The organism is Zunongwangia mangrovi (genome assembly GCF_900112105.1).
In the GTDB taxonomy this organism is placed as follows: Bacteria; Bacteroidota; Bacteroidia; order Flavobacteriales; family Flavobacteriaceae; genus Zunongwangia; species Zunongwangia mangrovi.
The window spans coordinates 216,213-241,445 of record NZ_FOKV01000001.1 but is presented as its reverse complement, the minus strand read 5'-3'; the positions used below and the strand labels follow the sequence as shown (position 1 = coordinate 241,445).

The window sequence follows — 25,233 nt, the reverse complement described above, 5'->3', positions numbered from 1 at the left end:
ATACTTTATGATGACTGAAAAGAAGAATAATACTGCATTAAAGATTCTTATTGGTGTTTTAGCGGTCGCTCTTATTGCGCTTACTATTTATACAGTAAGATTCTACAATGAAGAAAAAGAGAATAAAGAGATTCTTCAAAAAGAAAAAGCTGCCATAGAGAACGAGCTTAACGAGCTTATCGTAAAATATGATGAAGCTATTGATGAGAACGAAATTATGGATCAAAACCTGGTAGATGCTAGGGAGCGAATCAATAGATTATTAGACTCAGTTCAGGATTACGAAGCGAACCTTGTTTTGATAACAAGATACCGAAGAGAAATTAGTAATCTTAAAGCTGAAAAAGATAGATTGTTTAGAGTAGTAGATAGTTTAAGCCTGCAAAACCAAAGAATGGCAATGACCATTGATAGTACTCAAACAGAACTTTCTGAAAAGACCAGATTATCAGATTCGTTACAAACTTCTAATCAAAGTTTAGCTAATAAAGTGAATAAAGCTTCTCAGTTAAAAATAACCAGCTTGCGGGGGGAAGGCGTAATTGTTAGAAATAGTGGTAAAGTTGTAGAAAACGATCGTACCAGAAGAATCGACCAGGTGAGAACCTGTTTTACGATCACGGCCAATGATCTTACTGAAGCTGGCGAGAAAAATCTTTATGTACAGGTTTACAATCCAGAGAACGAATTGGTAGGTGATAAGATTGCGGTAGAGCATGATGGCGGTGTAATGGTGTACAGTGCGCAAAGTACAGTTTACTATGAGAATGATGAATTAGACGTATGTATTCTAGCCAATGCTGCTGAAGAAAAATTACTGGAAGGTAATTATAAAGTATATGTTTATAATAATGCAACACTTATTGGAACAGCATCTTTTAGCTTAAGATAAGAAACTCAAAAATTTAGAGACCGCCATGAGTTAAATCATGGCGGTTTTTTTATTTTTGCTACATGGCAAAACAAGAAGATTCATTTAAAAACGTGATATCCCATGCTAAGGAGTATGGGTATATTTTTGCGTCTAGTGAAATATATGACGGATTAAGCGCAGTTTATGACTATGGTCAAAATGGTGCTGAATTAAAAAAGAATATAAAAGAATACTGGTGGAAAAGTATGGTGCAATTGCACCAGAATATTGTTGGTATCGATGCCGCAATATTAATGCATCCAACAACCTGGAAAGCTTCTGGGCATGTAGATGCATTTAATGATCCACTAATCGATAATAAAGACTCTAAAAAGCGTTACCGTGCAGATGTTTTGGTTGAAGATTATGCTGAAAAGATCAATCAAAAAGCACAAAAAGAGATCGCGAAGGCTAAAAAGCGTTTTGGAGATGCTTTTGATGAAGAGCAGTTTGTAGCAACTAATCCACGAGTACAACGATATAAAGCTGAAGAAAAAGAGATTTTAGAGCGTTTGGCCAAATCTTTAACAGAAGAAAATCTGGCAGATGTAAAGGCTTTAATTGAAGAGTTAGGCATTGCCTGTCCAGAAAGTGGTTCTAAGAACTGGACAGACGTTAAGCAGTTCAACTTAATGTTTGGAACCAAGCTTGGAGCTTCTGCCGATAGTGCAACCGATCTTTATTTAAGACCAGAAACCGCGCAGGGTATTTTCGTGAACTTTGCAAATGTTCAAAAAACCGGAAGAATGAAAATTCCTTTTGGGATTGCACAAATTGGTAAAGCTTTTAGAAATGAAATTGTTGCAAGACAATTTATCTTTCGCCAACGTGAGTTCGAACAAATGGAAATGCAATTTTTTGTACGTCCGGGGGAAGAACTTAGCTGGTTTGAAAAATGGAAAGAAACACGTCAAAAATGGCATGCAAGCTTAGGGCTTGGTGACGAGAAATATCGTTTCCACGATCATGAAAAATTGGCTCATTATGCGAATGCGGCTACAGATATTGAATTCGATTTTCCTTTTGGGTTTAAAGAATTAGAAGGAATTCATTCTCGTACAGATTTCGATTTAAAAGCGCATGAAGAGCATTCTGGTAAAAAACTTCGTTTTTATGACCCAGAAATGGGAGAAAATTATGTGCCTTACGTAATTGAAACTTCTATTGGTTTAGATCGTATGTTTTTAGCGGTATTTTCTGCATCATTACAGGAAGAAGATTTAGGAGATGGAAAATCCAGAACAGTCCTTAAGTTACCGGCAGTTTTAGCGCCAACAAAAGCAGCTGTTTTACCACTACTGAAAAAAGATGGTTTGCCAGAGCTAGCTCAGGAAATTGTAGAAGAGCTTAAATGGGATTTTAGAGTACAATATGATGAGAAGGATGCGGTTGGGAGACGTTACCGTCGCCAGGATGCTGCCGGAACACCCTTATGTATTACGGTAGATCACGATTCTTTAGAAGATAAAACGGTTACAGTTCGTTATCGTGATACGATGGAACAAAAACGAGTACCAATTTCAGAATTAGCTTCTATTATCGATAAAGAAGTGAATTTTAAATACTGGCTTAAAAAAGCCTAAGATCTTTGAGATCTAGATACAAAAAAAGGCGGTTTTAAAACCGCCTTTTTTAATTTGAAATTTGTCTCGTCCTGAAATAAGTTGACACAAATTCGACTTATTTATGAAACATACAGAAAGATCTGGGAAGAAACGTACTCAGCGTGATTACAATTTAGGCTTTAAATTGGCCGTTGTATCTCAGGTAGAAAAGGGCGAAATGACTTATAAACAAGCCCAAAAAGCTTATGGTATCCAAGGCAGGAGTACGGTTTTGGTTTGGTTACGCAGACACGGTACCTTAGACTGGAATAAACCAAAGTCAAGACTTACCTGTAACACAATGAAAGAAACACCTGCTCAAAAGATCAAGAGGCTAGAAAAAGAGCTGTCAGATGAGAAGCTTAAGAATAAGATTCTCAACACGATGATCGATATCTCAGATCAACAATATGGAACTTCTATTCGAAAAAAGCATTTGCCCAATCAATCCAACGAATCCGGCAAGAACACCGACTAAGCCTGTCACGTTGTTGCAGATTGTTTGGGATAAGCAGACAGGCTGTCTATCAAGCAGAAAAGCGAAAAAATATAAGAGCTGATGAACTTGACTTGATAAAACCACTGATTTTAAGGGTGCGCCGGCAAATGCCAAGGCTGGGTACTCGTAAACTGTATTATTTGCTCAAGGTTGAATTTGAAAGGATCGGAGTCAAAATAGGCAGGGATGCGCTATTTGATTATCTCAAGTCAGAATCAATGCTTATAAAACCAAAAAAGAATTACACAAAGACAACAGATTCTAGGCATTGGCTAAAAAAACACCCTAACCTGATGAAAGATGTTACGGCCGTAAGACCGGAGCAATACTTTGTAAGCGATATTACTTACATCAAGAGTAGAGAAAGAACTCACTATCTTTCCTTGGTGACAGATGCCTTTAGCAGAAAAATAATGGGCTACCACCTAAGTGATGATATGAGTGCAGAGAATGTAGTTAAAGCAATGAAAATGGCTAATAAAAGAAGAACTACATTAAGCGAGGTAATACACCATTCTGACAGAGGCTTGCAGTATTGCTCCTCGTTGTATCAAACTCAATTGAAGCGATCAAATGCTATACCTTCAATGACAGATGGGTATGACTGCTATCAAAATGCGTTAGCAGAACGAATTAACGGGATATTAAAGGGAGAGTTCTTGATAAACAAATGCAATACAGGTAAAGAACTCAGCCTGCTGGTTCAACAGTCAATAAAAACATATAACAATCATAGACCACATGTAAGCCTTAGCTACAAAACACCTAATTTTATACACAACAAAAAATCCCGTGAAGCTAGCTTCACGGGATTGATTTAAACTTTTAAAAACTGTCAACCTATTTTAGGACGACTCAATTTTTTTATCTGAATTATTCAGGATTTGACTCTTCGCGAATTTCTTTAATTCTTTCATCTAAAAAGCGTAGTCCTACATTTTCAGTATTGATAAGATCAAACAACTCTAATGCTCTGCGCATGGTTTGCTCTTCTTCCATTTGTTCGTTTACGTACCACTGTAAAAAGTTTTCAGTAGTAATGTCACGTTTATTTCTGCATTCATAAATAATATTATGTATGCTTTTCGTAATAGCGATTTCCTGGTCTAATGCGGTTTCAAATATTTCTTCTAAAGAAGTAAAATCGTGATTAATGTTAGTTACTTCAGGAGAATATGCGGTCCCACCATTATCATTTATAAAGTGGAATATTTTCATCATATGTTCGCGCTCTTCTGCAGATTGCTCATAGAAGAACTCAGCGCTGTAAACAAGTCCGTTATGGTCACACCAGGACGCCATTGCAAGATAAGCTGAAGAAGACTCTGCTTCCTGCTTAATTTGTTTATTCAGTAAATCTAAAACATCTACGTGGATTAGTAGATTTTGTCTTACAAGGTCTTTCATAGGATTTGATTTTAGGCAAAATTACCTAAAAAAGGAGTAAGTCGCTAAGAATGAGGTCAATTTAGAAGTAGTCTAAACCTAAGCAAGAACCGAGTTAAGTTCCATCATGGCAAAAGTACCATTAATTAGATCCTGAAGATCAAGAATTTCTAGCGTATTAAAGACAAATAAGTGCTCACGGTTACAAAGACTAAATACTTCTAAACCATGTACATTTTCACCATTTAGATGCCTATCTATATTTACCGATCTAAGTTTATGTCTAAACGCCAATAACTGGCAAAAAGAAAACTTTACCGTTTTATGGCCAAAATCGATATAAAACTTTCGGCTACTGTCACACTGGCTGGCAACGAAATATTTTGATGTATAAATCGAATTCATTTGCCGCCAAAATTAATTTTAATTTAGAATAAATCCAAATATCAAATCTTAATTTGTCGACTTATTTGTTGATTTAACGAAATAAAGGTTTCTGTTCTCGAGACACCTTCGATTCCCTGGATGTTTTTATTCAAAACTTTCATTAGATGTTCATTGTCCCTGCAAAGTACCTTTACAAAAATCGACCAGTTTCCGGTGGTGTAGTGGCATTCGATAACTTCAGGGATTTCTTTAAGTTTATTTACAGCAAGAGGGTTGCTTACTGCTTTATCTAGGTACACGCCGACAAAAGCCATGGTTTTATAACCTAAAAGTCTAGGGTCAATAATAAGACGGGAGCCTTCGATCAAGCCAGATTTTTCTAATTTTCTTAATCTTTGGTGTACTGCTGCGCCGGTAATTCCTATGTTTTTTGCGATTTCTAAAATTGGTCTTTTGGCATCTTCCATTAGGAAGTTAAGGATAGTTTTGTCGATACCATCGATAACGACATTTTGGTCTATAATCTTCATTTGGTTGTAGTTATAAAGCTAAAATAGGAAAAAAGATTTCATTTCCTAATTACTTACCCCGCCTATGGCATTATATCCTAAATAGATTGTTTGTTTTTCTTTAAAAATGATACCATTTTCTTGAAGTTCCTGTAATATAGGTTGATAAACCTCCCTGGAAATTGGTAAATGTACACCTGGAGTGTTTATTTTATTTTTTAAAATTTTTAATGTGGCAATACCAACGGGCAGGCCTACTGTTTTGGCCATGGCGGTTTCTGTTTGATTTTTGCCAAGGCAAACCATGGTAGCATCTATTTGTTTTTTCTCGCCATTTAATTCGTAACCAAACTTATGATACATTACGATCATATCTTTGTCTTCTGAAGAAAGGCTCCATTTTTCTTCTAATATCTTCTGAAGAGCTTGCGCCGGAGTAGCCTTTTTGATCCCAATCTTTTTAATATTATTGAAAAGATCTAACTCCAAGAGCTTTTCCCACATAATATCATCTTGATCAATCCTAAGATTATGACGCAATTTCAGCTCTACAGAATCTGTAGGAGAGTAGGGAAGAAATGAATTCACGAATTCACGATAGGTCATATTTTCAGAATCTTCCATCGTAAAGCTATCATCTGTCATCCCAAGCTGCACAAACATATTCCAGGCACGACTATAACCTACACGGCGCATAGTGCCGCGGTACAAGGTAAGGATGTCCTGAAGGCCATATGCTTCACGGTAATCTAGAGAGTTACGGTTAGCGTAAGCCTCAAATCTTCCGTAGTCTTCGATATCCAAAAACTCGGTTCTTCTAAATAATCGGTGATACGGAATGTATTTATAGTTTCCTTCCTGAATAAATTTGGCAACACCACCTTGCCCGGCAACTACGACATTCCGCGGATTCCAGGTGAATTTATAATTCCATAGGTTGTTGTCGCTTTCAGGAGACAAGAGTCCGCCACAAAAAGATTCAAACATTAGTATTTTCCCGCCTTCATCCCTAATGCGATCGATCACCTGCATGGCGCTCATATGATCGATCCCTGGATCTACGCCAATTTCATTCATAAAAACGAGTCCGGCCTTTTTTACTTCTGCGTCCAGCGCTTTCATTTCATTACTAATGTATGATGCCGTAACAAGATTCTTCTTCAGTTTTAGACAGCTTTTTGCAATTTCTATATGTAATCTTGCCGGCAGCATCGATATTACAATAGCAGCGGGAGTGATATGAGTTTCGCAACTTTCAGCATCAAAAATATCAAAGCTAACAGCTTGGCAATTTTGGTGATTTTTAACTGCTTTTTTTGCAAGTGATAGGTCTTTGTCTGCAACAATAATTTGAAAGTTTTCTTCGGAAGACTTTTCTGAGAGATATTTTATAAGAACAGCGGTAGATTTTCCCGCGCCAATTAACAGGATTTGTTGCATAATTCAACTAATTTTGTGTAATGCTAACTAAGGTATTAAAACTTGTAGTATGACGCGCAGATTTTTAGTAACAGGAGGAATATTTGGACTTTTAGCGGTAATTCTTGGTGCTTTTGGGGCTCACGGATTAAAAAGTGTGTTAGAAGCAGAAACTTTAACTTCCTTTGAAACCGGAGTGCGCTACCAGATGTATCATGCGCTTTTACTTATTGGATTAGCTAATTTCTCGAAATTACAAAGCAATATTATTTATTGGTTTTTTCTAGTAGGAGTCATATTTTTTAGCGGTTCGATCTATTTGTTAAGTTTAGACGAATTAGCAGGATTGGATCTTAGTAGCATAGCATTAGTGACTCCGCTTGGAGGAGCTTTGTTAATTGTTGGTTGGACACTTTTCATATTTAAGCCCTTAAAGTTAAAATATCAATAATTTTATCTTTGAAATTAGTTCTTTTATTGAAGATTTTTAATTTTGTTGTTATTACAAACCACACAAAATATTTAATTATGGATTTAAAAGACATAATTACGAAAACGATTTCGTTAGAGCAATACGGAATCAAAAATGTGACTACAAATTATCAAATCTCGCCCGAAGAATTACAAAAAGAAACTTTAAAACGCGATCTGGGCAAAGAAACCAAAGACGGAGTTTTGGCAATTTACACCGGTAAATTTACCGGTAGATCGCCCAAAGATCGTTTTATTGTAAAAGATGAAGTAACTAAAGATCGAGTTTGGTGGGGAGACATTAATCTTCCCTTTGATGAGAAGAAATTCGATAAACTATATGATAAAGTAACTAGGTATTTAACTGGGAAAGAACTTTTTGTTCGGGATGCTTTTGCTTGTGCTCATCATGATTATAAACTGAATATTAGAGTAATTAATGAATATCCTTGGTCTAACATGTTTGCGTACAATATGTTTCTAAGGCCTACGGAAGAAGAACTTAAAACTTTTAAAGAAGACTGGTTAATTCTTAATGCCCCCGGTTTCAAGGCAAATCCCGAAGAAGACGGTACGAGACAGGAGAATTTTGCGATTTTAAACTTCAGTAAAAAGATCGCACTAATTGGCGGTACCGGATATACCGGGGAGATCAAAAAGGGTATTTTTTCAGCACTAAATTTAATTCTGCCAGTTTTTAAAAATACCTTACCAATGCACTGTTCTGCTAATGTAGGGGCAGAAGGAGATACCGCAATATTTTTTGGCTTATCAGGAACGGGAAAGACCACATTATCTGCAGATCCTAATAGAAAATTAATTGGTGATGACGAACACGGTTGGACGCCAGATGATAAGATCTTTAATTTTGAAGGCGGTTGTTATGCGAAGGTTATCAATTTGTCTAAAGAAAACGAACCCGATATTTATAATGCGATAAAACCAGGCGCAATTTTAGAGAATGTGATCTTTAAAAATGGAGAAGTGGATTATACAGATACCAGTATTACTCAAAATACGCGCGTAAGTTATCCAATAGATCATATTCAAAACGTTCAGGAAGCTTCTGTTGGGGAAAACCCTAAGAATATCTTCTTCTTAACTGCAGATGCTTTTGGGGTTTTACCGCCTATAAGCAAGTTGTCTCCTGGGCAGGCTGCTTATCATTTTATTAGTGGTTATACCGCAAAAGTTGCAGGGACAGAGGAAGGGATCAAAGAACCACAGCCAAGTTTCTCTGCATGTTTTGGTGCTCCATTTATGCCGTTGCATCCAACGGTTTATGCTGAAATGTTAAGCGAGAAAATGAAAAAATCTAATGTAAATGTCTGGTTAATAAATACCGGTTGGACGGGAGGTCCTTACGGAATTGGTCAACGAATGAAGTTGAAATACACCAGAGCGATGATAAATGCTGCACTTTCTGGTAAGTTAGAGAACAAGACATTTGAAACCCATCAAGTATTTGGACTAAAGATGCCAAAAGAATGTCCAGATGTACCAAGCGAAATTTTAAACCCTAGAAATACCTGGGAGAGTAAAGAAACGTACGATAAAAAAGCAGAAGAACTTGCTACCACTTTTCATAATAATTTTTCAGAGTTTAAGGAATATGCTAGTCAGGAAATTTTAATGGGAGGGCCAGTCGCCTTAAAATATAATGCCTAGTATTATTTGTTAATGTTGTAAATGAAGAAATCCGGTGTTTGATAATCAAAGCACCGGATTTCGAATTTTAATAGAAGGTAATCTTTATTTCTTATTAGCCTCAGCAATATATTTATTCAGAGCCATAGTCATCGATGGCGTTTCTGAAGTTGGGGCTTTAATATTCACAGTTAAACCGTGTTCTTTAGCAGCTTTGATCGTTGTGTTACCAAAAACAGCAATTCTTGTATCGTTTTGTTTGAAATCTGGAAAGTTTTCAAATAAAGATTTAATACCGCTAGGGCTAAAGAATACTAATATATCGTAAGTTACATCGCTTAAATGAGAAAGGTCACTTACTACAGTTTTGTAAAAAACAGCCTGTTTCCATTGTACTCCCAGTTTATCCAAAGTTTTTGGAATCACAGGTTTTAGCATGTCTGAAGAAGGAAGTAAAAACTTCTCATTCTTGTATTTTTTAATAAGTGGAGAAAGCTCTGCAAAAGTACGTTTCCCAACATAGATTTTACGTTTTCTATAAACCACATATTTTTGAAGGTAATAGGCTACTGCTTCACTAAGGCAAAAATACTTCAAAGAATCTGGTACTTTAAACCTCATTTCTTCAGCAACTCTAAAAAAGTGATCTACTGCATTTCTACTGGTTAGGATAATTGCGGTATGTTTTGAAAGATCTACCTTTTGCTGTCTAACTTCTTTAGAAGAAACACCTTCTACGTGAATAAAAGGGATGAAATCAACTTTAACCTTTTGTTTTTCCTCCAGTTCAAAATATGGAGAATTTTCTACTTTAGGCTCTGGTTGAGAAACCAAAATTGTTTTCACTTTCATATATCAATTCTTTATCTGATCGTTTAATACACTGTAATAAGCTTATATAAAATAAAGTACGGTGCAATTTCAAGAGCGCAAAGGTACAAAATAAAATAAAACCAGTGACCGCTTATCAACTTTTGATACTGTTTAAAGATGTTAAATATGCCTGTTAAATTGGCGAAAAGTATAAAACCAACCATCCCATATACCCACATATCACTAATATTAAAGGTATAAATCAATAGAAGTGTTAGCGGAAAAACCAGCAGTGAAATGAAGTTGCGATAACTTAATTTTTGGAATAGATAGATGTCAATGACCTTATCGATATTGAAGATATTAGAAATGATTTTTTCAACGCCAAATTTTAAAAGTATAAAACACACGTATGCGGTTAATATTCTAATGTAGATCAAAATGTAATCTGCAGGAGCCGGATTTGTATAGTATTTATAAAGCCAGAATATTAAAACAGAAATAGAAAGAGCGTTAACGCTAAAAAGTAATATGTTAAATCCATGAAAAGCGTTGTTCTCTTTTCCTCTAAACAACATAAATTTGTTTGAGGTAAGTATAGATAGAAACTCGTTAAAGCGATTCGTATACAGGTTTCTAACTATTACAATTAGTATAAAGCATATTATAAATATGATCGTAATCCAGTCTAAAGGTTCGGTATAACGTTCTATGGCCTGCACACTTATTTTTTTCGCAAATTTAAAGTAATGTGATAAAAACTAAGCTTAAAAACAAAAGAAAGCATTGTTTAAAATCCCTACATTTGTGCAAAATTTGCTAAAATGGTTCATGGGCTAATTATTATACCCACTTTTAATGAAATAGAGAATATAGAGCGACTGATTAGGAATATTTTTTCACAGCAGCGCAAATTTCATATTTTAGTGGTAGATGATAATTCGCCAGATGGCACGGCAACACGGGTGAGAACGCTCCAGGCCGAGTTTCATGATCAGCTTTTTCTTGAAGAACGCAAGGAAAAAACAGGCTTAGGAACCGCATACATACATGGATTTAAGTGGGCTTTACAACGGGAATATGACTATGTTTTCGAAATGGATGCCGATTTTTCCCATAATCCCAACGATCTAATGCGATTATATAATGCTTGTAAACGAGAAGGGGCAGATGTTGCTATAGGCTCTAGATATGTAACAGGTGTGAATGTAATCAACTGGCCAATGAATCGTGTTCTAATGTCGTGGTTGGCCTCAAAGTATGTGCAATTTATAACAGGAATGGATATCCACGATACCACGGCTGGTTATGTGTGTTATAAAAAGGAAGTGTTAGAACGTATAAAACTGGATAAAATTCAGTTTGTAGGTTATGCGTTTCAAATAGAGATGAAGTTTAAAGCGCATCTTTTAGGGTTTAAGATAACCGAAGTGCCGGTTATTTTTACAGATAGAACCAGAGGAACTTCAAAAATGAGCGGATCAATAATTTATGAAGCTGTTTTTGGAGTAATTAAGATGAAAGTAAAAAGTCTGTTTAACAGAATAAAATAGTGATGAAGAAAGTCCTGATTAAAAACGCCAAGATCGTAAATGAAGGTAAAATTACTGAAGGTGATGTTTTTATTGAAGATGGAATTATAAAAGAGATAGCCGAGACTATTAGTGCGAAATCTCCAGATGTTCAGATTTTTGATGCTGAAGGTAGCCATTTATTACCGGGAGTAATAGATGATCAGGTACATTTTAGAGAGCCGGGCTTAACGCATAAAGAGGATATCGAGAGAGGAAGTAAAGCGGCAGTTGCCGGCGGTATAACTTCGTTTATCGAGATGCCTAACACGATCCCTCAAACTACAACAATAGAAGAGTTAGATAAGAAATTCGCCACTGCGGCAGAAAAATCTTATGCTAACTACTCTTTTATGTTTGGTGGAACCAACGATAACCTGGAAGAAGTATTAAAAGTAGATCCTAAAAAAACGGCTGCATTAAAGTTATTTTTAGGCTCTTCAACCGGGAACATGCTGGTAGACGATCAAAAAGTATTAGAAGAGATCTTTTCTAAATCACCTTTGTTGATCGCGGTGCATTGTGAGGACGAAACTACTATTCAAAATAATCTTAAAGAATGTGTAGAGCGTTATGGTGATGATATTCCAATAGAGCTTCATCCAAAAATAAGAAGTGAAGAAGCTTGTTATAAATCCTCTTCAAATGCTGTGAAATTAGCGAAGAAAACTGGTGCAAGATTGCATGTTTTTCATGTATCTACGGCAAAAGAATTAGAACTTTTCAGTAATAAAAAGTCATTAAAAGATAAAAAGATTACTGCCGAAGTTTGTATTCACCATCTTTGGTTTAATGATACCGATTATCAGAAAAAAGGAACGTTTATAAAGTGGAATCCTGCGGTTAAAACTGAAAAAGATCAGGAAGCTCTTATGAAAGCTTTAAATGATGATCGTTTAGATGTTGTAGCAACAGATCATGCACCACATACCAAGCAGGAGAAACAAAATCCATATACAAAAGCGCCAAGTGGAGGCCCATTAGTGCAACATGCATTACCGGCCATGTTACAGTTCTACCATCAGGAAAAAATCTCTTTAGAGAAGATCGTAGAAAAGATGTGTCATAATCCTGCAATATTGTTCGATATTAAAGATCGAGGATATATTCGTGAGGGCTATAAAGCAGATCTAGTACTTGTAGATCTAAACGCACCATGGCAGGTAAAATCTGATAACATCCTATATAAATGTGGATGGTCTCCTTTCGAAGGTGTGACCTTTAAATCCAGGATTACACATACGTTTGTAAATGGTCATTTGGTGTATAAAAACTTTAAACACCAGCCATTTACCAATGTGGCACAGCAATTAGAGTTCGACAGATAATGAAATTGTTTAAATACAGCATTATTTTTATAGTTTTTATTGGGCTTGCCTGCCAGGATGTAGATCATATGAGCAAGCCTAAAAATCTTATTCCAGAAGATAAGATGGTAAATGTACTTACCGAAATGGCTTTGGTCAACGCGGCCAGAAACTATAACAAAGTGATGTTGGAGCAAACCGGTATTAAGCCAGACCAATATATCTATGATAAGTTTGGCATCGATAGCACACAATTTGAAAAAAGTAATGCTTATTATACCGAAAATTATGATGATTACGAGCGAGTTTTTGATAAGGTTAAAGACTCGCTCCAATCGTTAAAAACTTACATAGACGAAGTGGTAGCGGAAGAAAAGCGCGTCGAAGATTCTATTAAAAAGGCAAAAAGAGAGAAAAATCGCCCGGAATTTAAAAAGCAAGTCGATTCTACTGAAGTTGATAGTACAGTTATAGATTCTATTTCTATTGAAGGTGAAAAAATCCTGGATAGTTTAAAGCAAAATGAAGCGAGCAATGGAATCTCTTCAAAGCGAGAATTAGATCCTAGTGGTTTCTTTTTTTTCTAGATCTTGCACAAAATAATTCCCTGTTTCCTTAATTACTTCTTTTATAGGAGTAAACTTGAAATGCAATTTATCTTTAACCTTTGAGTTGTCGTAAGTCGATTTCTGGAAAATTCCGTTAATGTCACTCTTTGTAATGCTACGATCATAGCCAAAAAATGAGGCGAATTTTTGTACAAACCAACCAATAGAGATCATCCATTTCTTTAAAGGTTTTTGAGGTTTTGGTTTGTTTATACTTTCCGCAGTAAAATCTAATACTTGCTTAAAGCTTAGATTTTCAGCAACCAGAATAAATCCTTCATTATAAATTTCAGAAGACATAAGCTGTAGCATCGCTTTTACAACATCTTTTACGCCAACAAAGCCAGTTCCTTTTGGAAAATGATAGTTTAATCCTTTGTGGATACGAGTAAATAGCTGTCCACTTCCTTTATTCCAAAAACCAGGGCCGATTATCACTCCGGGATTTACAATAATTACTTTTATACCTTCCTGTGAGGCGCGCCAAACTTCAATTTCAGCACCATATTTAGAGATGGCATAATCGCTATTATTTCCTTCGGGATTCCAATTGGTCGTTTCAGTAGTTGGTTCAGGTTTTATGATTGGTTTACCTAAACTTGCAATGCTGCTTACATAGCAAAGTTTCTCGATCTTATTGTCGATACATAGATTTACAATATTAGCGGTTCCTTCAATATTAATTTTTCGAAGCGCTTTTTCGTCTTTTGGATTAAAAGAAACCAAAGCGGCACAGTGGTAAACTTGGGTAATATCTTTAAAAGCTTCGGTGAGTTGAGGAACATCGGTAATTTCAGCAATTACCCATTCGATTCGTTTAAAAAGACGTTCGGCTTCATCCTTAGAGTGATAATACGAGAAAACCTCTAGTGATTTATGTAGATCACTTTCTGGTCGATAGATCGCTTTAATCTTATTTCTTTGTTCTACCAGTTTTAAAAGCAAATGAGCGCCTACTAAACCGGTACCGCCTGTAACTAAAATCATGTGGTAAATATAGCTAAAGCACTTAGGAAAAATAAGAGTAAATGGTATCTTTACAGCTGTTTTAAGAACAAATTGTTAATTATGAACAAAAATTTTGTTGAAGAGCTTACCTGGCGTGGGATGATTCACGATGTGATGCCAGGAACAGAGGAACATCTAAACGAAGAAATGCGAGCTGCGTATGTTGGGATCGATCCAACGGCAGATTCTTTACATATTGGTCACCTGGTGGGAGTAATGATGCTTCGCCATTTCCAGTTAGCAGGACACAAGCCTTATGCATTGGTAGGTGGTGCAACAGGTATGATTGGTGATCCTTCTGGGAAATCTGCAGAACGTAATCTGTTAGATGAAGCTACTTTAAGACATAACGAAAACTCTTTAAAAGAACAGCTTTCAAGATTTTTAAATTTTGAAGGAGCTGAAGAAAATACTGCTGTTCTTGTAAATAACTACGACTGGATGAAAGATTTTTCTTTCCTTGGTTTTATTCGTGATGTAGGGAAACATATTAGTGTGAACTATATGATGGCTAAAGATTCAGTTAAAAAGCGTTTGTCTTCAGATGCTTCAGAAGGAATGTCTTTTACTGAATTTACTTACCAGTTAGTACAAGGTTATGATTTTCTTCATTTATTTAGAGAGCATAAATGTACGCTGCAAATGGGAGGTAGTGACCAGTGGGGAAATATTACTACCGGAACCGAGATGATTCGTAGAATTGGTGATGGTAAAGGTTACGCACTTACCTGCCCACTAATAACGAAAGCAGACGGAACAAAATTTGGTAAGACCGAAGGTGGAAATATTTGGTTAGATGCTAATAGAACTTCACCTTATAAATTCTACCAGTACTGGTTAAATACCAGTGATGCAGATGCTGAAAAGTATATCAAGATCTTTACATTTTTAGGTAAAGAAGAAATAACAGAATTGGTTGCGAAACATCAGGAAGCTCCACATTTAAGAGAGCTTCAGAAGGTATTAGCTAAAGAAGTTACCGTAATGGTGCATTCTGAAGAAGATTACAACAACGCTGTAAAAGCCTCTGAAGTTTTATTCGGAAAAAGTACTGCTGATGATTTAAAATCTTTAAATGAAGCTACATTTTTAGATGTTTTTGAAGGTGTGCCGCAAGCTGAGGTTTCTAGAGCAGATGTTGAAGCCGGTTTAGATATGATCGGTGCTTTAGCAGCTAAAACCGACTTTTTAAAATCTAATGGTGAGGCCAGAAGAGCCTTAAAGGAAAATTCGGTTTCTGTAAATAAAGAAAAAGTAAAAGAAGATTACACAATTACGGTTAATGATCTTATTAACGATAAGTATGTGATCTTAAACAAGGGAAAAAAGAATACTTATATTTTAGTAGTTGCTTAAGTCCATTATTCAAATTTAGATTGCCACAGTTATATATTAAAAATCCCCTCCTGATCGCTCAAGAGGGGATTCAACTAACTAACCAATCTAATATGAAAAAATTTCACTTAGCCACAGAATAAACTTTTGACTTCTTATATTCTGCGGAAAATTAGTCGGTTAATTTACAGATTACTTACAGCTTTTGGTTAAAAATAACACTCGTTTAAAGAATGACTGAAATTATAGCACCATAAGGTTACAACCGCGAATATCGCTGTTGTCGAATCTTCCTAGAATTTCTATAGAATCGTCTTTATTAATCTTGCCAAGATCCTGAGTGGCAATAAATGAACAGGAGTTAATATTGGCCAGGTCGATCACATTGATTCCGCCAGTTTTTCCTTTTTTTACTGAAGAAAAAGCGTCTTCAGGATCTCTAATTAGGATCTTCATCCAGGGCGGGCAATCAAATACACCATTTCCTTTAGAGTAAGCCTGAGAGAGCAGTTCGGTCATTCCATATTCACTATGAATTTCTGAAACTCCGAAGCCCTTAGAAAGAATGCTATGTAGCTCTTCTCTTATCATTTCTTTACGGCGACCTTTCATCCCGCCGGTTTCCATGATTATGGTATTTTTTAGCTGAAATTGGTGGTTTTCGATAAGGTCTAAAAGCGCGAAGGAGACACCGATCAAGAGTACCTTTTTTCCGCTTTTATCGAGTTTTAATAAGGTTTCTTTCAGTTCATCAAGATTGTTTAAATAGAAACCACTTTCTTTTTGATTACTTTTTTGAATAAGATGCTCTACCATATAAATTAAAGAAGAACCTTCGCGTTCTAAATAGGATGGAAGTAGTGCTAAAATGCATAGGTCTTTAGCTGGGCCATAAAATTGCTCAAAAGCTTTGTTGAAACTATCCTCGTAAATGCCCAAATTGGTTACAAAATGCTTGCTTGTAGTGCTTCCGGTGGTTCCACTACTGGTAAAAGTGATTTCGGCAGGCTTATCCTCTTTATCTTCAGCAATAATCTGATGAGTCTTAAAAAATTCGATTGGTAGAAATGGAATATCGCCGAACTGAGATACATTTTCTGGAGTTTTCTTCAGTAGTTGGCAAAAGCGATGATAAACTTTATTATGCTGAAATTGATATTGAAAGATTTCGAGACTAATTTTTAGAAAATCAGCTTCAGATCGAATATCAAAAATTTTGCTTTGCTGCATTGTCTGCAATGTTTACTCTATAATCGAGATTGTACGCTTCTAGGTTTAGCTCGAAGCAAAATAATTTTCTAAAAAACACCTTATGGTTTTGCAAAAGGTATTTTGCGCAAAGTTAAAAAGAATAAAATCTTCAGAAATAATTAATGAGAATAATACCGAATATCGTCTTTATAATGATCGACGTGGGCCGAAGCCTCTCCTCTTCATTTAACGACAAGCTTACGAGTAGCGATTTCGTTTTGCTCTTTGATTTTTACGATGTAAATACCGGCAACAAGTGAAGAAATATCGAGTTCTTTGCCACGAAGTTTTGTTTTCTTGATGGCTTTACCAAGAACATTGTAAATTTCTATCTCTTTTTCGAGATTTTTGGTACTAGTAATGTAGATTTTATCTCCAGAAACTGGATTTGGATAAAGACTAAGACCTTCTATAGTTTCAGTAGTTGTTTTCTTTGCAACACGCGAATCAGCATCCTGAGCAGTTGCAGGCGCAGCTACCAGTAAAAATAATCCCAAAAAAAGACTGTAGAGATAATTTTGTTTCATGCTTTCTTAGTCGGTTATTGCAAACTTACAATAAAAATTCAAAAATCATACCCAATATTTGCTTAATTCGATAAAATGTATTTGGGTTATTTTTAACAAGTTAGCAAAAAAAAGGCTGCACGTGGCAGCCTTTTAAAGTCTTGTGAATTATGGGATTAATTTACCCAACTAAAGTCTTCTACGTTAACTGTAGCTTCAGCTTCGTAAGTGTTAGTTGGATCAGATACTACTCCGTCGATCTCGATATTCGCGAAATCACCTTCTTCTGGATCTGCTAATTCGATACTAGTGTCGTAACCAGTTAATGATAAACCTGTAATGATTGCACCAGAAACAGATTTAAATTGAAGTGCAGTACCTCCGTTTTCAGAAATAGCAGTAAAGTTTACGATCGATGGTTGAGTTGCATTTCCATCAGCTTCAAGCGCTGTAGAGAAATCACTTCTTGTGTGAAGCACGTAAGTATTGGTTAAAGTACCACTCCATCCTTCTGTCCAATCGATAGCATCATCCTGTAAATCCTGAACATATACATTAGTTACGCTTACAGCACCACCAAAGAATTCGATTCCGTCATCTTCTCCGTTAAGAAGCGCTACGTTTTCGATCGTTGTTCCAGATCCAACAGCGTAAAGTGTTAATCCGTTGTATTGAGAATCTGCATTGATCTGTGCACCAGAGTTTTCAATAATTAAATATTGAATAGAACCCGAGTTATCCTCGTTGTTAGTACCACCATAGATAAGGCCACCAACTTCTGCAGTTGCATCAGATCCTGCTGTAGTTTCAGCGTCACCTAAAAGTAATAATCCTCCCCATGTACCAGGCTCAGATGGAGCCATTCTTACAGGAGCTTCAGCAGTTCCCTGAATATCGATCATAGCACCTTTTTGAATCACGATATAAACATCTGTTCCTGTTGCAGTGTTGATTGTAGTTCCTGCAGGAATAGTTAAAGTTGCTCCAGATTCCACGCTAAATACACCATCTAAATAGTAAGTTGTTTCAGCATCTAAAGTCATATCCTCATCGATAGAACCAGAAAGAGATTGTGGCTCAGAAAGTGCATCGTTAATCCAAGAGAAAATAGAAAGGTCTATTTGATTTGGATTAGAATAAGTGTTGTTAGGATTAGAATCCTGTCCTTCGATCTGGATATTAGCGAAATCGCCTTCTTCTGGATCTGCTAATTCTACACTTGTGTCGTATCCACTAAGAGATAAACCAGTAATGTTAGCACCAGAAACAGATTTGAACTGTAATGCAGTACCACCAGTTTCAGAAACAGCAGTGAAATTAGTAATGTTTGGCTGAGTTTCGTTTCCATCAGCTTCAAGAGCTGTAGAAAAATCGCCTCTTGTGTGAAGAACGTAAGTGTTGGTTAAAGTACCACTCCATCCTTCAGTCCAGTCGATAGCGTCATCCTGTAGATCTTCAACATAAATGTTAGTAGCATTTACAGCACCACCAAAGAATTCGATTCCGTCGTCTTCACCGTTAAGGATCGCAACATTTTCGATCGTTGTTCCAGAACCTACAGCATACAGTGTTAATCCATTATACTGAGAATCTGCATTGATCTGTGCACCAGAATTTTCGATGATTAGATATTCGATAGATCCAGAACTGTCGTTGTTGTTAGTACCACCATAGATAAGACCACCAACTTCTGCAGTTGCATCAGATCCTGCAGTTGTTTCAGCTTCCCCTAAAAGTAAAAGTCCGCCCCATGTTCCTGCGGTCGATGGCGCCATTCTTACTGGAGAAGATGCAGTTCCCTGAATGTCGATCATAGCACCTTGCTGAACTACGATATAAACATCTGTCCCAATAGCTGTGTTAATTGTTGTTCCTGCAGGAATGGTTAAGGTCGCTCCAGGTTCTACGCTTAATACGCCAGTAAGGTTGTAATCTATCGAAGCATCTAAAGTCATATCGTTGTCAATAGATCCAACTAATTCTGAATCTACGGGATCTGGATCTACACCAGTTCCGCCGCCAAGATCATCGTCACTACAGCTGGTAAAAGCCAGAAGCAGTACGCCTAATAAAAATGATAAGTTTTGAGTTGATTTTCTCATAGTGTTTAAATTCAAATTTAAGTTTATAGTTTGTTATTGGTTTAGAAAGTAAAACTAACCCCAAGATTTAGTGTTACCCCAAGGTTATAAGAGTTTACGGTTTCAGTTCTTTCTTCGTTATTTACAGGTCTTATATTTTGAGTTCTCTCGATATCTGGATTTAATAGGTTTTTACCTGTAAATCTTAAGACCCAGTTGTCGCTTAGCTGCTGAGTTAAAACAGCGTTCATTGAAACGAATCCTTTCTCTATAATTTCGTCACTGTAAAAGTTTTGGTAGTCTCTTGCATTCGTTGAAGATCCAAGGGAGAAAATCTTATCTGAAGCATAGTTAGCAGAAAGGTTTGCAGATAGTTTCTTTTCCCAATCTGTAGTATAGTTTAATGCTGCATTAAAGATCCAATCTGATGCTCCCTGAAGTTCACTGGTAGTTTTATCACTATACTTAAAAGTTCGTACCAAATCTCCATCTTCATTATATACATCTCTTAGATCTTGCTCGTGCCACATTCTAGTAACATTTACATTGAAATCTAGCTCACCACTCTTTTCCAGATCAAAAACATTGATATCGGCATCGAATTCTACTCCATAAACTTCAGCTTTATCAGAAGTGTTGAAGTAAGAAAATACTCCAGATGATCCTGTTGTAAGTGCTTTTTGAATAGGGTCTTCAATTTGTTTGTAAAAACCAGTTACCGATAAAAGCTCTGAAGATGATGGGAAAAATTCGTATTTAAGGTCGAAGTTGTAAGCAGTACTTGCTTCAAGATCTACGTTACCTCTGGTAGCCTGTCCTCTTGGGTTTACATATTCAAAAGGAGAGATTTCCTTGAATTCTGGTAAAGTAATGGTTTTACTTGCCGCAATTCTAATATTACTATTGTCATTAACCGCATAACGAACATTCAAAGAAGGGTAGATATTATCGTAGGCCTTTGATGAAGTTCCTCTGTTAGGATTAATGTTTTTAACATCATAATCAACCTCTAATTCATCACGCTGGTATCTTGCTCCAACATTAATGTTGAATTTATCGATCGAATAGTTTGCAGTAACATATCCAGCAGCAGAAGTTAGATCTGCTTTGTAGCGGTCATATTCGAATGCGTCAACATCATCCCCGGTAACTCTTAGTCGCGAGTTACGAATGTTATCTGCATTTAAAACTTCACCAAGATTATCTATAGATTGAGCAGTTAGTGGATTGTTAGGATTATTTTCATCTAAACCAATAAATACTGAAGCAAAATCACGTTGCTTGTTTCTAAAATTACCTCCAACATTAATGGTTAACGATGTGGTGTCTTCTTTTTCAAAGATCTTTAGTTCGTCGTTTAATCTTGCATTGATCTCTTGATCTTCTAATTGCTGGTTTGTTTTACGTTGCTGTAATCCACCAGTTCTACCAAGTATAACGCCGTCTTCTCTAAAGTTAACTTCGTTTCTAATTCTGTTTGGTTCATCTGCATTTACCAGGTTAGCACCAACACCCCAGGTGAATTCGTTCTTTTCAGAAAGTTTGTGCTCACCAAAGATCTGGTTTACCCATAATTGCGTGTTCTTGATGTTTTGATCTCTTATAAATTGTGAGTAACCTTCGTTAGGGTTAGTTTCATCCTGTGTAAAACCTTCTCCATTTCTACCTGCTTCATAAACGATATCACTAGTTTTATCTATAAAAAGACTAAGTGCTCTAACATTATTGTTATCGTTAAACTCGTAACCCAGGTCTACTAATGCAGTCGTGTTATAGGTTTGCTGGTACGTAGTAGCATCTGTAAACTCGTTTTCTCTATTGTTTTGTAAGAATTCTTTGAAAACACCGGTTTGGTATTGAAACTCTCTAGATTGTGATCCAGAGAATAAAACTTTAAATTTTTCGCCAAATTTTTTCCCAGCGTTTAATTGATATCTATAATTAATAGGAAGATCTGTGGTTTGAGTGTTCCAGCTTTGATTCGCTACAGCCTCCTGAGTAGACATGCTTCTGGTGTAGAAACCAAAATCAACATCGTTCATATTAGGAGAGCTTTTGAAGTTATCAAATACTCCGTCTTTCAATACATTGGTGTTTACTCCTGCACGTATTCCTGCGCTAAATTCTTCAGTTCCGGTAAGTGCTCTGGAGCTAATGTCTACATTACCCGAAGCCTGATCTGCTGAGTATCGTGGAGAGTAGGTTTTGCTAATCCCAATGCTCTGAACAATTCTGGTAGGGAAAAGTTCAAGATCGATATTTTTTCTTTCAATATCATCTGATGGAATAGGGAGACCATTCATTGTAGTGTATAAGTATCTATCTCCTAGTCCACGAACGTAAATGTCTCCTGAAGCCTGACTGCTGGTTACCCCAGATATTTTTGTGGTGGCCGTAGCAGCATCAGATACACCTAGTTTAGCTAATTCCTGCGATCCAATGCTTTCTTTGATATCTATGGCACCTTTTTGTTCTAATAATAAAGCAACTTCACTATCTCTTCTTGAAACAGTAGTAATTACAACTTCTTCTAATGCAGCTGCACTAGAACCAAGATCGGTATTGATTTCGGTAACTTTACCAGCAACTACCTGTACATTTGGTATTTCTAAAGTTTCATATCCAATAAAACTAAATACCACGGTATATGTTCCCGGTTCAAGTTTGTCTAGAACATAGAGACCATCGTAATCTGATGTTGTTCCTTTTGAAGTTCCTTTAATTGTTACGTTGGCAAATGGTAATGCTTCACCATTCATTTCGCGATCCGTAAGTTTCCCCGCGATAGAGCCTGTTGTTTCTTGTGCATTTACTATAGTAGTAAGTAAAAATGCAATTAGTACTAAAAATTTGTTCATCCCTTTGTTTGATTCTTGAGTGCAAATTAAAGGGCGATATGTAAAGCTTGTGTTAACGACAAATTAACGCTTTGTCATTTTAGTGTTATGTAAAGGTTACTAAATAAATGCTTAAATTGTAGGTTGAAATTAATAATTACATTTACCGCGTATTTGTTAAAATCTATACTGAAATGAAGAAAAAAGACATCCGCATCCTTCTAGTAGATGACGAGCCAGATATCTTAGAGATCGTTGGGTACAACCTGTCTGCAGAAGGTTATCAGGTAATCACAGCCGATAATGGCGCAGATGCGGTAAAAGTAGCTAAAAAGAAAAATCCGCATTTAATAATTCTTGATGTAATGATGCCTGGAATGGATGGGATAGAGGCTTGTGAACAAATGCGTAAAATACCAGACTTAGACGAAACCATTATCACCTTTCTAACTGCTCGTGGCGAAGACTATTCTCAAATGGCAGGTTTTGATGCCGGTGCAGACGATTATATTACAAAACCTATAAAACCAAAAGTTTTAATTAGTAAAGTAAAAGCTTTATTAAGAAGGTTTAGAGATGAAGAAACAGCCTCTAATATTGTAAAAGTAGGAGAGATTGTTATTAATAGAGACGAATACAAAGTAGTAAAGAATAAAGAGGAGATGATTTTGCCTCGTAAAGAATTTGAACTACTTTCACTATTAGCTTCAAAACCAGGTAAAGTCTTTAAAAGAGAAGATATTCTGGATAAAGTTTGGGGTAACGAAGTTGTTGTTGGAGGACGTACCATAGATGTACATATACGTAAATTAAGAGAAAAAATTGGTGACGACAGCTTTAAAACCGTAAAAGGAGTTGGTTATAAGTTTGTAGTTTAATGGCGAAAAAATTTAAGAAGTCCTACACATTTGCAATAAAGACCTCTTTATATCTTACCTTATTTTTAAGCGGTCTATGGACTGCTTTTTCTTATTTTTCAGGGAACTTTCATTGGTGGGCGCTACTGGGGTTTGCCGTGGTTTGCTATACTTTTTCCTTTTTTACAACGCAGTATCGGGTAGAGAATTTTATCTACAAAAGGATTAAGAAGATATACGACGATGTATCTTTATTAGATTCTTCTACGCTTAGTCCTAACCAGGTAACTACAGATATGGCGACACTTACTAAAGAGGTAGAAAAGTTTGCTGAGAATAAAAAGCTGGAGATCGAAACCCTTAAAGTTAGAGAGAATTACCGTAAAGAATTTATGGGAAATGTCTCTCACGAGTTAAAAACACCACTTTTTACAGTTCAGGGGTATATTCTTACTTTACTTGATGGTGCTATGAAGGATAAGACCGTTCGTAAAAAGTATTTGCAGCGCGCCAGTAAAGGGGTAGAAAGACTTATTTATATCGTAAAAGATCTTGATATGATCACCAAATTAGAAACAGGTGATCTGCATCTTTATATTGAAGATTTTGATATCGTGGAACTGATCCAAAATTCTTTTGATCTGCTAGAAATGAAGGCAGCGAAAAAGAATATAACGCTGACCTTCGATATGGAATACCAGGAAGCAATCTGGGTAAGAGCCGATCAGGAAAGGATTCAGCAGGTAATTACCAATTTGGTGGTGAACTCCATTAAATACGGTAAAGAAGGTGGAACAACCGAAATAAGTATCGAAAATCTTATCAAAAATAAAGTCATTGTTAGGGTGACCGATAATGGTGAAGGAATCGCTAAAGATAATATTCCACGTTTATTCGAACGTTTTTATCGCGTAGATAAAAGTGGATCGCGTAAAGAAGGCGGCTCTGGTTTAGGTTTGTCTATCGTTAAACATATAATTGAAGCACATACCGAAAAGATCTATGTAGAAAGTGTTTTTGGAGTAGGAAGTGAATTTTCATTCACGCTCGAAAAGAGCAAAGAGATCCCGGAAAGAGTGCTCGAACCTGAAATTGCTGAAGCCTGAGAATTCATCTAAATTCTTCAATTTTTCTAAAGAAAATTCTTCCTGTGTACAAAATGGAGCAATGCCGAGTTTCTCACAGCGCTCGGCAAGATATTCTTGTTCAAATTGCCCGGGAGTGGGTAAAAAAAATGCTTTCGCTTCAATTTTGCTAAGATCCATAATCGTAGTGTAACCCGAGCGGGCAATTACATAGTTGCAACTATTTAAGGCTTGCTGTAAAACCGCACCATAAAGATGGTTTCTAATGTTGATATTGGGGTTTTTCAGGCTAATTTCTTCCGAAGAAAAAACACCTCTAATAAATAGAATCTTAGATTCAGTATGCTTAAAAACCTGAAGTAATTTAAGCTCTAAAAATGTGCGTTGAGGTTCTGGACCAGATAAAATGATTAGATAATCATAGACTTTTGGCCAGGAACGCTTCTCAATTCGGCTTAAAGGTCCAATATATTTTATTGCTGAAGTCGTTTCTTTTAAATGACCAAGTATGCCGCTTAGGTTTTTGCTTCCCGGTAGATCAGGAATCCAACATTCATTAAATTTCTGAATAAATTTTTGCTGAATTTTACTGCTGAAGTAGGTTGTATTTCCTGAAAGTACATTTAATTGATGCGTGATAAAGACGCTTTTTATCTTCTTATTTCTCACGCCCCAACGATTATCTGAAATGATACCCGAAATTTGATAATCCTGGATAATTTTTTTGGTAATTTTCTTTTCGGTTTTAATGACGCCTAATATTCTGGGGCTGTCAAAAAGTAATTTCCATTTTAGATTCGAAGGATCTTCAGTGTATTTAATATTATAGGAAGGAAGCTCAATACAAATAATATGTGGGAATTCTTTTTTCAGCAATCGCAAAGCATCACCATCTGATGCTAAAATAGGCTCATAATCGGTTTTTAGAAGAGCTTTAATGATAGGGATACATCGAGTCGCATGACCCAAACCCCAATTTAAAACCGCAACCAAAATTCGCTTTTTTTGCATTTTACAAATATAGATTTGTTGAAAATTGAAAAGCTTTTTAGGTATTAAAAAAACATCACGAAAGTTTTAAATATCAATTTCAGGATTCTAAAAGCTTGTCTTTGAAGCCTGAAATTATACATTTGTAG

At 36.1% G+C, this 25,233-nt stretch carries 23 protein-coding genes; 11 read left to right on the top strand and 12 right to left on the bottom strand.

Features of this window, described 5'->3' with window-relative positions; genetic code table 11:
- The first annotated feature begins 7 nt into the window (after positions 1-7).
- The 3 genes from BM201_RS00990 to BM201_RS00980 all read left to right on the top strand — a co-directional run bounded on the left by BM201_RS00990 (position 8) and on the right by BM201_RS00980 (position 3,837).
- The gene (locus BM201_RS00990; RefSeq protein WP_092539532.1) at positions 8-892 is read left to right on the top strand and encodes a hypothetical protein; all 885 of its coding nucleotides are present in this window, start codon (positions 8-10) and stop codon (positions 890-892) included.
- Between the two features lie 62 nt (positions 893-954).
- On the top strand, positions 955-2,496 hold the full coding sequence (locus tag BM201_RS00985) for a glycine--tRNA ligase (RefSeq protein WP_092539531.1): 1,542 nt from the start codon (positions 955-957) through the stop codon (positions 2,494-2,496).
- 103 nt (positions 2,497-2,599) lie between these two features.
- Positions 2,600-3,837, top strand: a protein-coding gene (locus BM201_RS00980) for an IS3 family transposase (RefSeq protein ID WP_092539530.1) whose coding sequence is annotated in 2 segments (ribosomal slippage) — positions 2,600-2,957 and positions 2,957-3,837 — 1,239 coding nt in all. Because the reading frame shifts where the segments join, the coding sequence is not laid out codon by codon here.
- Positions 3,838-3,889: 52 nt separating this feature from the next.
- Here BM201_RS00980 and BM201_RS00975 read toward each other — a convergent pair.
- The 4 genes from BM201_RS00975 to BM201_RS00960 all read right to left on the bottom strand — a co-directional run bounded on the left by BM201_RS00975 (position 3,890) and on the right by BM201_RS00960 (position 6,738).
- Positions 3,890-4,423, bottom strand: coding sequence for a ferritin (locus BM201_RS00975; protein WP_092539529.1), 534 nt, complete (start codon positions 4,421-4,423; stop codon positions 3,890-3,892).
- Between the two features lie 78 nt (positions 4,424-4,501).
- Complete coding sequence (locus BM201_RS00970; RefSeq protein ID WP_092539528.1) at positions 4,502-4,807, bottom strand: hypothetical protein; 306 nt, start codon at positions 4,805-4,807, stop codon at positions 4,502-4,504.
- A gap of 41 nt (positions 4,808-4,848) precedes the next feature.
- A complete protein-coding gene (locus BM201_RS00965) occupies positions 4,849-5,319 on the bottom strand; it encodes an Lrp/AsnC ligand binding domain-containing protein (RefSeq protein ID WP_092539527.1) in 471 nt (156 codons plus the stop codon).
- A 45-nt stretch (positions 5,320-5,364) separates the two neighbouring features.
- Positions 5,365-6,738 carry a saccharopine dehydrogenase family protein gene (locus BM201_RS00960; protein ID WP_092539526.1) on the bottom strand — a complete coding sequence of 458 codons (1,374 nt, stop codon included), beginning with the start codon at positions 6,736-6,738 and terminating at the stop codon, positions 5,365-5,367.
- Between the two features lie 49 nt (positions 6,739-6,787).
- Between BM201_RS00960 and BM201_RS00955 the strand changes: the two genes are divergently transcribed.
- Together BM201_RS00955 and pckA are read left to right on the top strand one after the other, a co-directional pair.
- Positions 6,788-7,168 carry a DUF423 domain-containing protein gene (locus BM201_RS00955; protein ID WP_092539525.1) on the top strand — a complete coding sequence of 127 codons (381 nt, stop codon included), beginning with the start codon at positions 6,788-6,790 and terminating at the stop codon, positions 7,166-7,168.
- A 77-nt stretch (positions 7,169-7,245) separates the two neighbouring features.
- A complete protein-coding gene (gene pckA, locus BM201_RS00950; RefSeq protein ID WP_092539524.1) occupies positions 7,246-8,856 on the top strand; it encodes a phosphoenolpyruvate carboxykinase (ATP) in 1,611 nt (536 codons plus the stop codon).
- 84 nt (positions 8,857-8,940) lie between these two features.
- Here pckA and BM201_RS00945 read toward each other — a convergent pair whose 3' ends face one another.
- On the bottom strand, positions 8,941-9,687 hold the full coding sequence (locus BM201_RS00945) for a uroporphyrinogen-III synthase (RefSeq protein ID WP_013069999.1): 747 nt from the start codon (positions 9,685-9,687) through the stop codon (positions 8,941-8,943).
- Between the two features lie 23 nt (positions 9,688-9,710).
- The gene (locus tag BM201_RS00940) at positions 9,711-10,370 is read right to left on the bottom strand and encodes a DUF4271 domain-containing protein (protein ID WP_092539523.1); all 660 of its coding nucleotides are present in this window, start codon (positions 10,368-10,370) and stop codon (positions 9,711-9,713) included.
- 102 nt (positions 10,371-10,472) lie between these two features.
- Here BM201_RS00940 and BM201_RS00935 point away from each other — a divergent pair, with 102 nt between their 5' ends.
- Genes BM201_RS00935 through BM201_RS00925 form a run of 3 tightly spaced genes read left to right on the top strand, consistent with a single transcriptional unit; the run spans position 10,473 to position 13,113 of the window.
- Positions 10,473-11,201 (top strand): polyprenol monophosphomannose synthase, encoded by a 729-nt coding sequence (locus BM201_RS00935; RefSeq protein WP_092539522.1) that lies wholly within the window; start codon positions 10,473-10,475, stop codon positions 11,199-11,201.
- 2 nt (positions 11,202-11,203) lie between these two features.
- On the top strand, positions 11,204-12,547 hold the full coding sequence (locus BM201_RS00930; protein WP_092539521.1) for a dihydroorotase: 1,344 nt from the start codon (positions 11,204-11,206) through the stop codon (positions 12,545-12,547).
- Positions 12,547-13,113 carry a DUF4296 domain-containing protein gene (locus BM201_RS00925; protein WP_092539520.1) on the top strand — a complete coding sequence of 189 codons (567 nt, stop codon included), beginning with the start codon at positions 12,547-12,549 and terminating at the stop codon, positions 13,111-13,113. Before BM201_RS00930 ends, BM201_RS00925 begins: the two co-directional genes overlap by 1 nt.
- On the opposite strand, the gene BM201_RS00920 is transcribed toward BM201_RS00925, so the two are convergent.
- Complete coding sequence (locus tag BM201_RS00920; RefSeq protein ID WP_092539519.1) at positions 13,084-14,121, bottom strand: NAD-dependent epimerase/dehydratase family protein; 1,038 nt, start codon at positions 14,119-14,121, stop codon at positions 13,084-13,086. The two genes, BM201_RS00925 and BM201_RS00920, sit on opposite strands and share 30 nt — an antisense overlap.
- 81 nt (positions 14,122-14,202) lie before the next feature.
- On the opposite strand from BM201_RS00920, the gene tyrS reads away from it, so the two are divergent.
- Positions 14,203-15,498 (top strand): tyrosine--tRNA ligase, encoded by a 1,296-nt coding sequence (tyrS, locus tag BM201_RS00915; RefSeq protein ID WP_092539518.1) that lies wholly within the window; start codon positions 14,203-14,205, stop codon positions 15,496-15,498.
- Positions 15,499-15,720: 222 nt separating this feature from the next.
- Here tyrS and BM201_RS00910 read toward each other — a convergent pair whose 3' ends face one another.
- The 4 genes from BM201_RS00910 to BM201_RS00895 form a co-directional block, all read right to left on the bottom strand.
- Entirely contained in the window at positions 15,721-16,707 is a 987-nt protein-coding gene (locus tag BM201_RS00910) for a LuxE/PaaK family acyltransferase (protein ID WP_092539517.1), read from the bottom strand.
- A gap of 203 nt (positions 16,708-16,910) precedes the next feature.
- The gene (locus tag BM201_RS00905) at positions 16,911-17,255 is read right to left on the bottom strand and encodes a T9SS type A sorting domain-containing protein (RefSeq protein ID WP_092539516.1); all 345 of its coding nucleotides are present in this window, start codon (positions 17,253-17,255) and stop codon (positions 16,911-16,913) included.
- A gap of 155 nt (positions 17,256-17,410) precedes the next feature.
- Positions 17,411-19,336 carry a hypothetical protein gene (locus BM201_RS00900; protein ID WP_092539515.1) on the bottom strand — a complete coding sequence of 642 codons (1,926 nt, stop codon included), beginning with the start codon at positions 19,334-19,336 and terminating at the stop codon, positions 17,411-17,413.
- 41 nt (positions 19,337-19,377) lie between these two features.
- Entirely contained in the window at positions 19,378-22,173 is a 2,796-nt protein-coding gene (locus BM201_RS00895; protein WP_092539514.1) for a TonB-dependent receptor, read from the bottom strand.
- 173 nt (positions 22,174-22,346) lie between these two features.
- Between BM201_RS00895 and BM201_RS00890 the strand changes: the two genes are divergently transcribed.
- Positions 22,347-23,030 carry a response regulator transcription factor gene (locus tag BM201_RS00890; protein ID WP_092539513.1) on the top strand — a complete coding sequence of 228 codons (684 nt, stop codon included), beginning with the start codon at positions 22,347-22,349 and terminating at the stop codon, positions 23,028-23,030.
- Positions 23,030-24,115 carry a sensor histidine kinase gene (locus BM201_RS00885; protein ID WP_092539512.1) on the top strand — a complete coding sequence of 362 codons (1,086 nt, stop codon included), beginning with the start codon at positions 23,030-23,032 and terminating at the stop codon, positions 24,113-24,115. Before BM201_RS00890 ends, BM201_RS00885 begins: the two co-directional genes overlap by 1 nt.
- Here the strand turns inward: BM201_RS00885 and BM201_RS00880 are convergent.
- A complete protein-coding gene (locus BM201_RS00880; protein ID WP_092539511.1) occupies positions 24,047-25,105 on the bottom strand; it encodes a glycosyltransferase in 1,059 nt (352 codons plus the stop codon). The genes BM201_RS00885 and BM201_RS00880 overlap by 69 nt on opposite strands.
- Between the last annotated feature and the right edge of the window lie 128 nt (positions 25,106-25,233).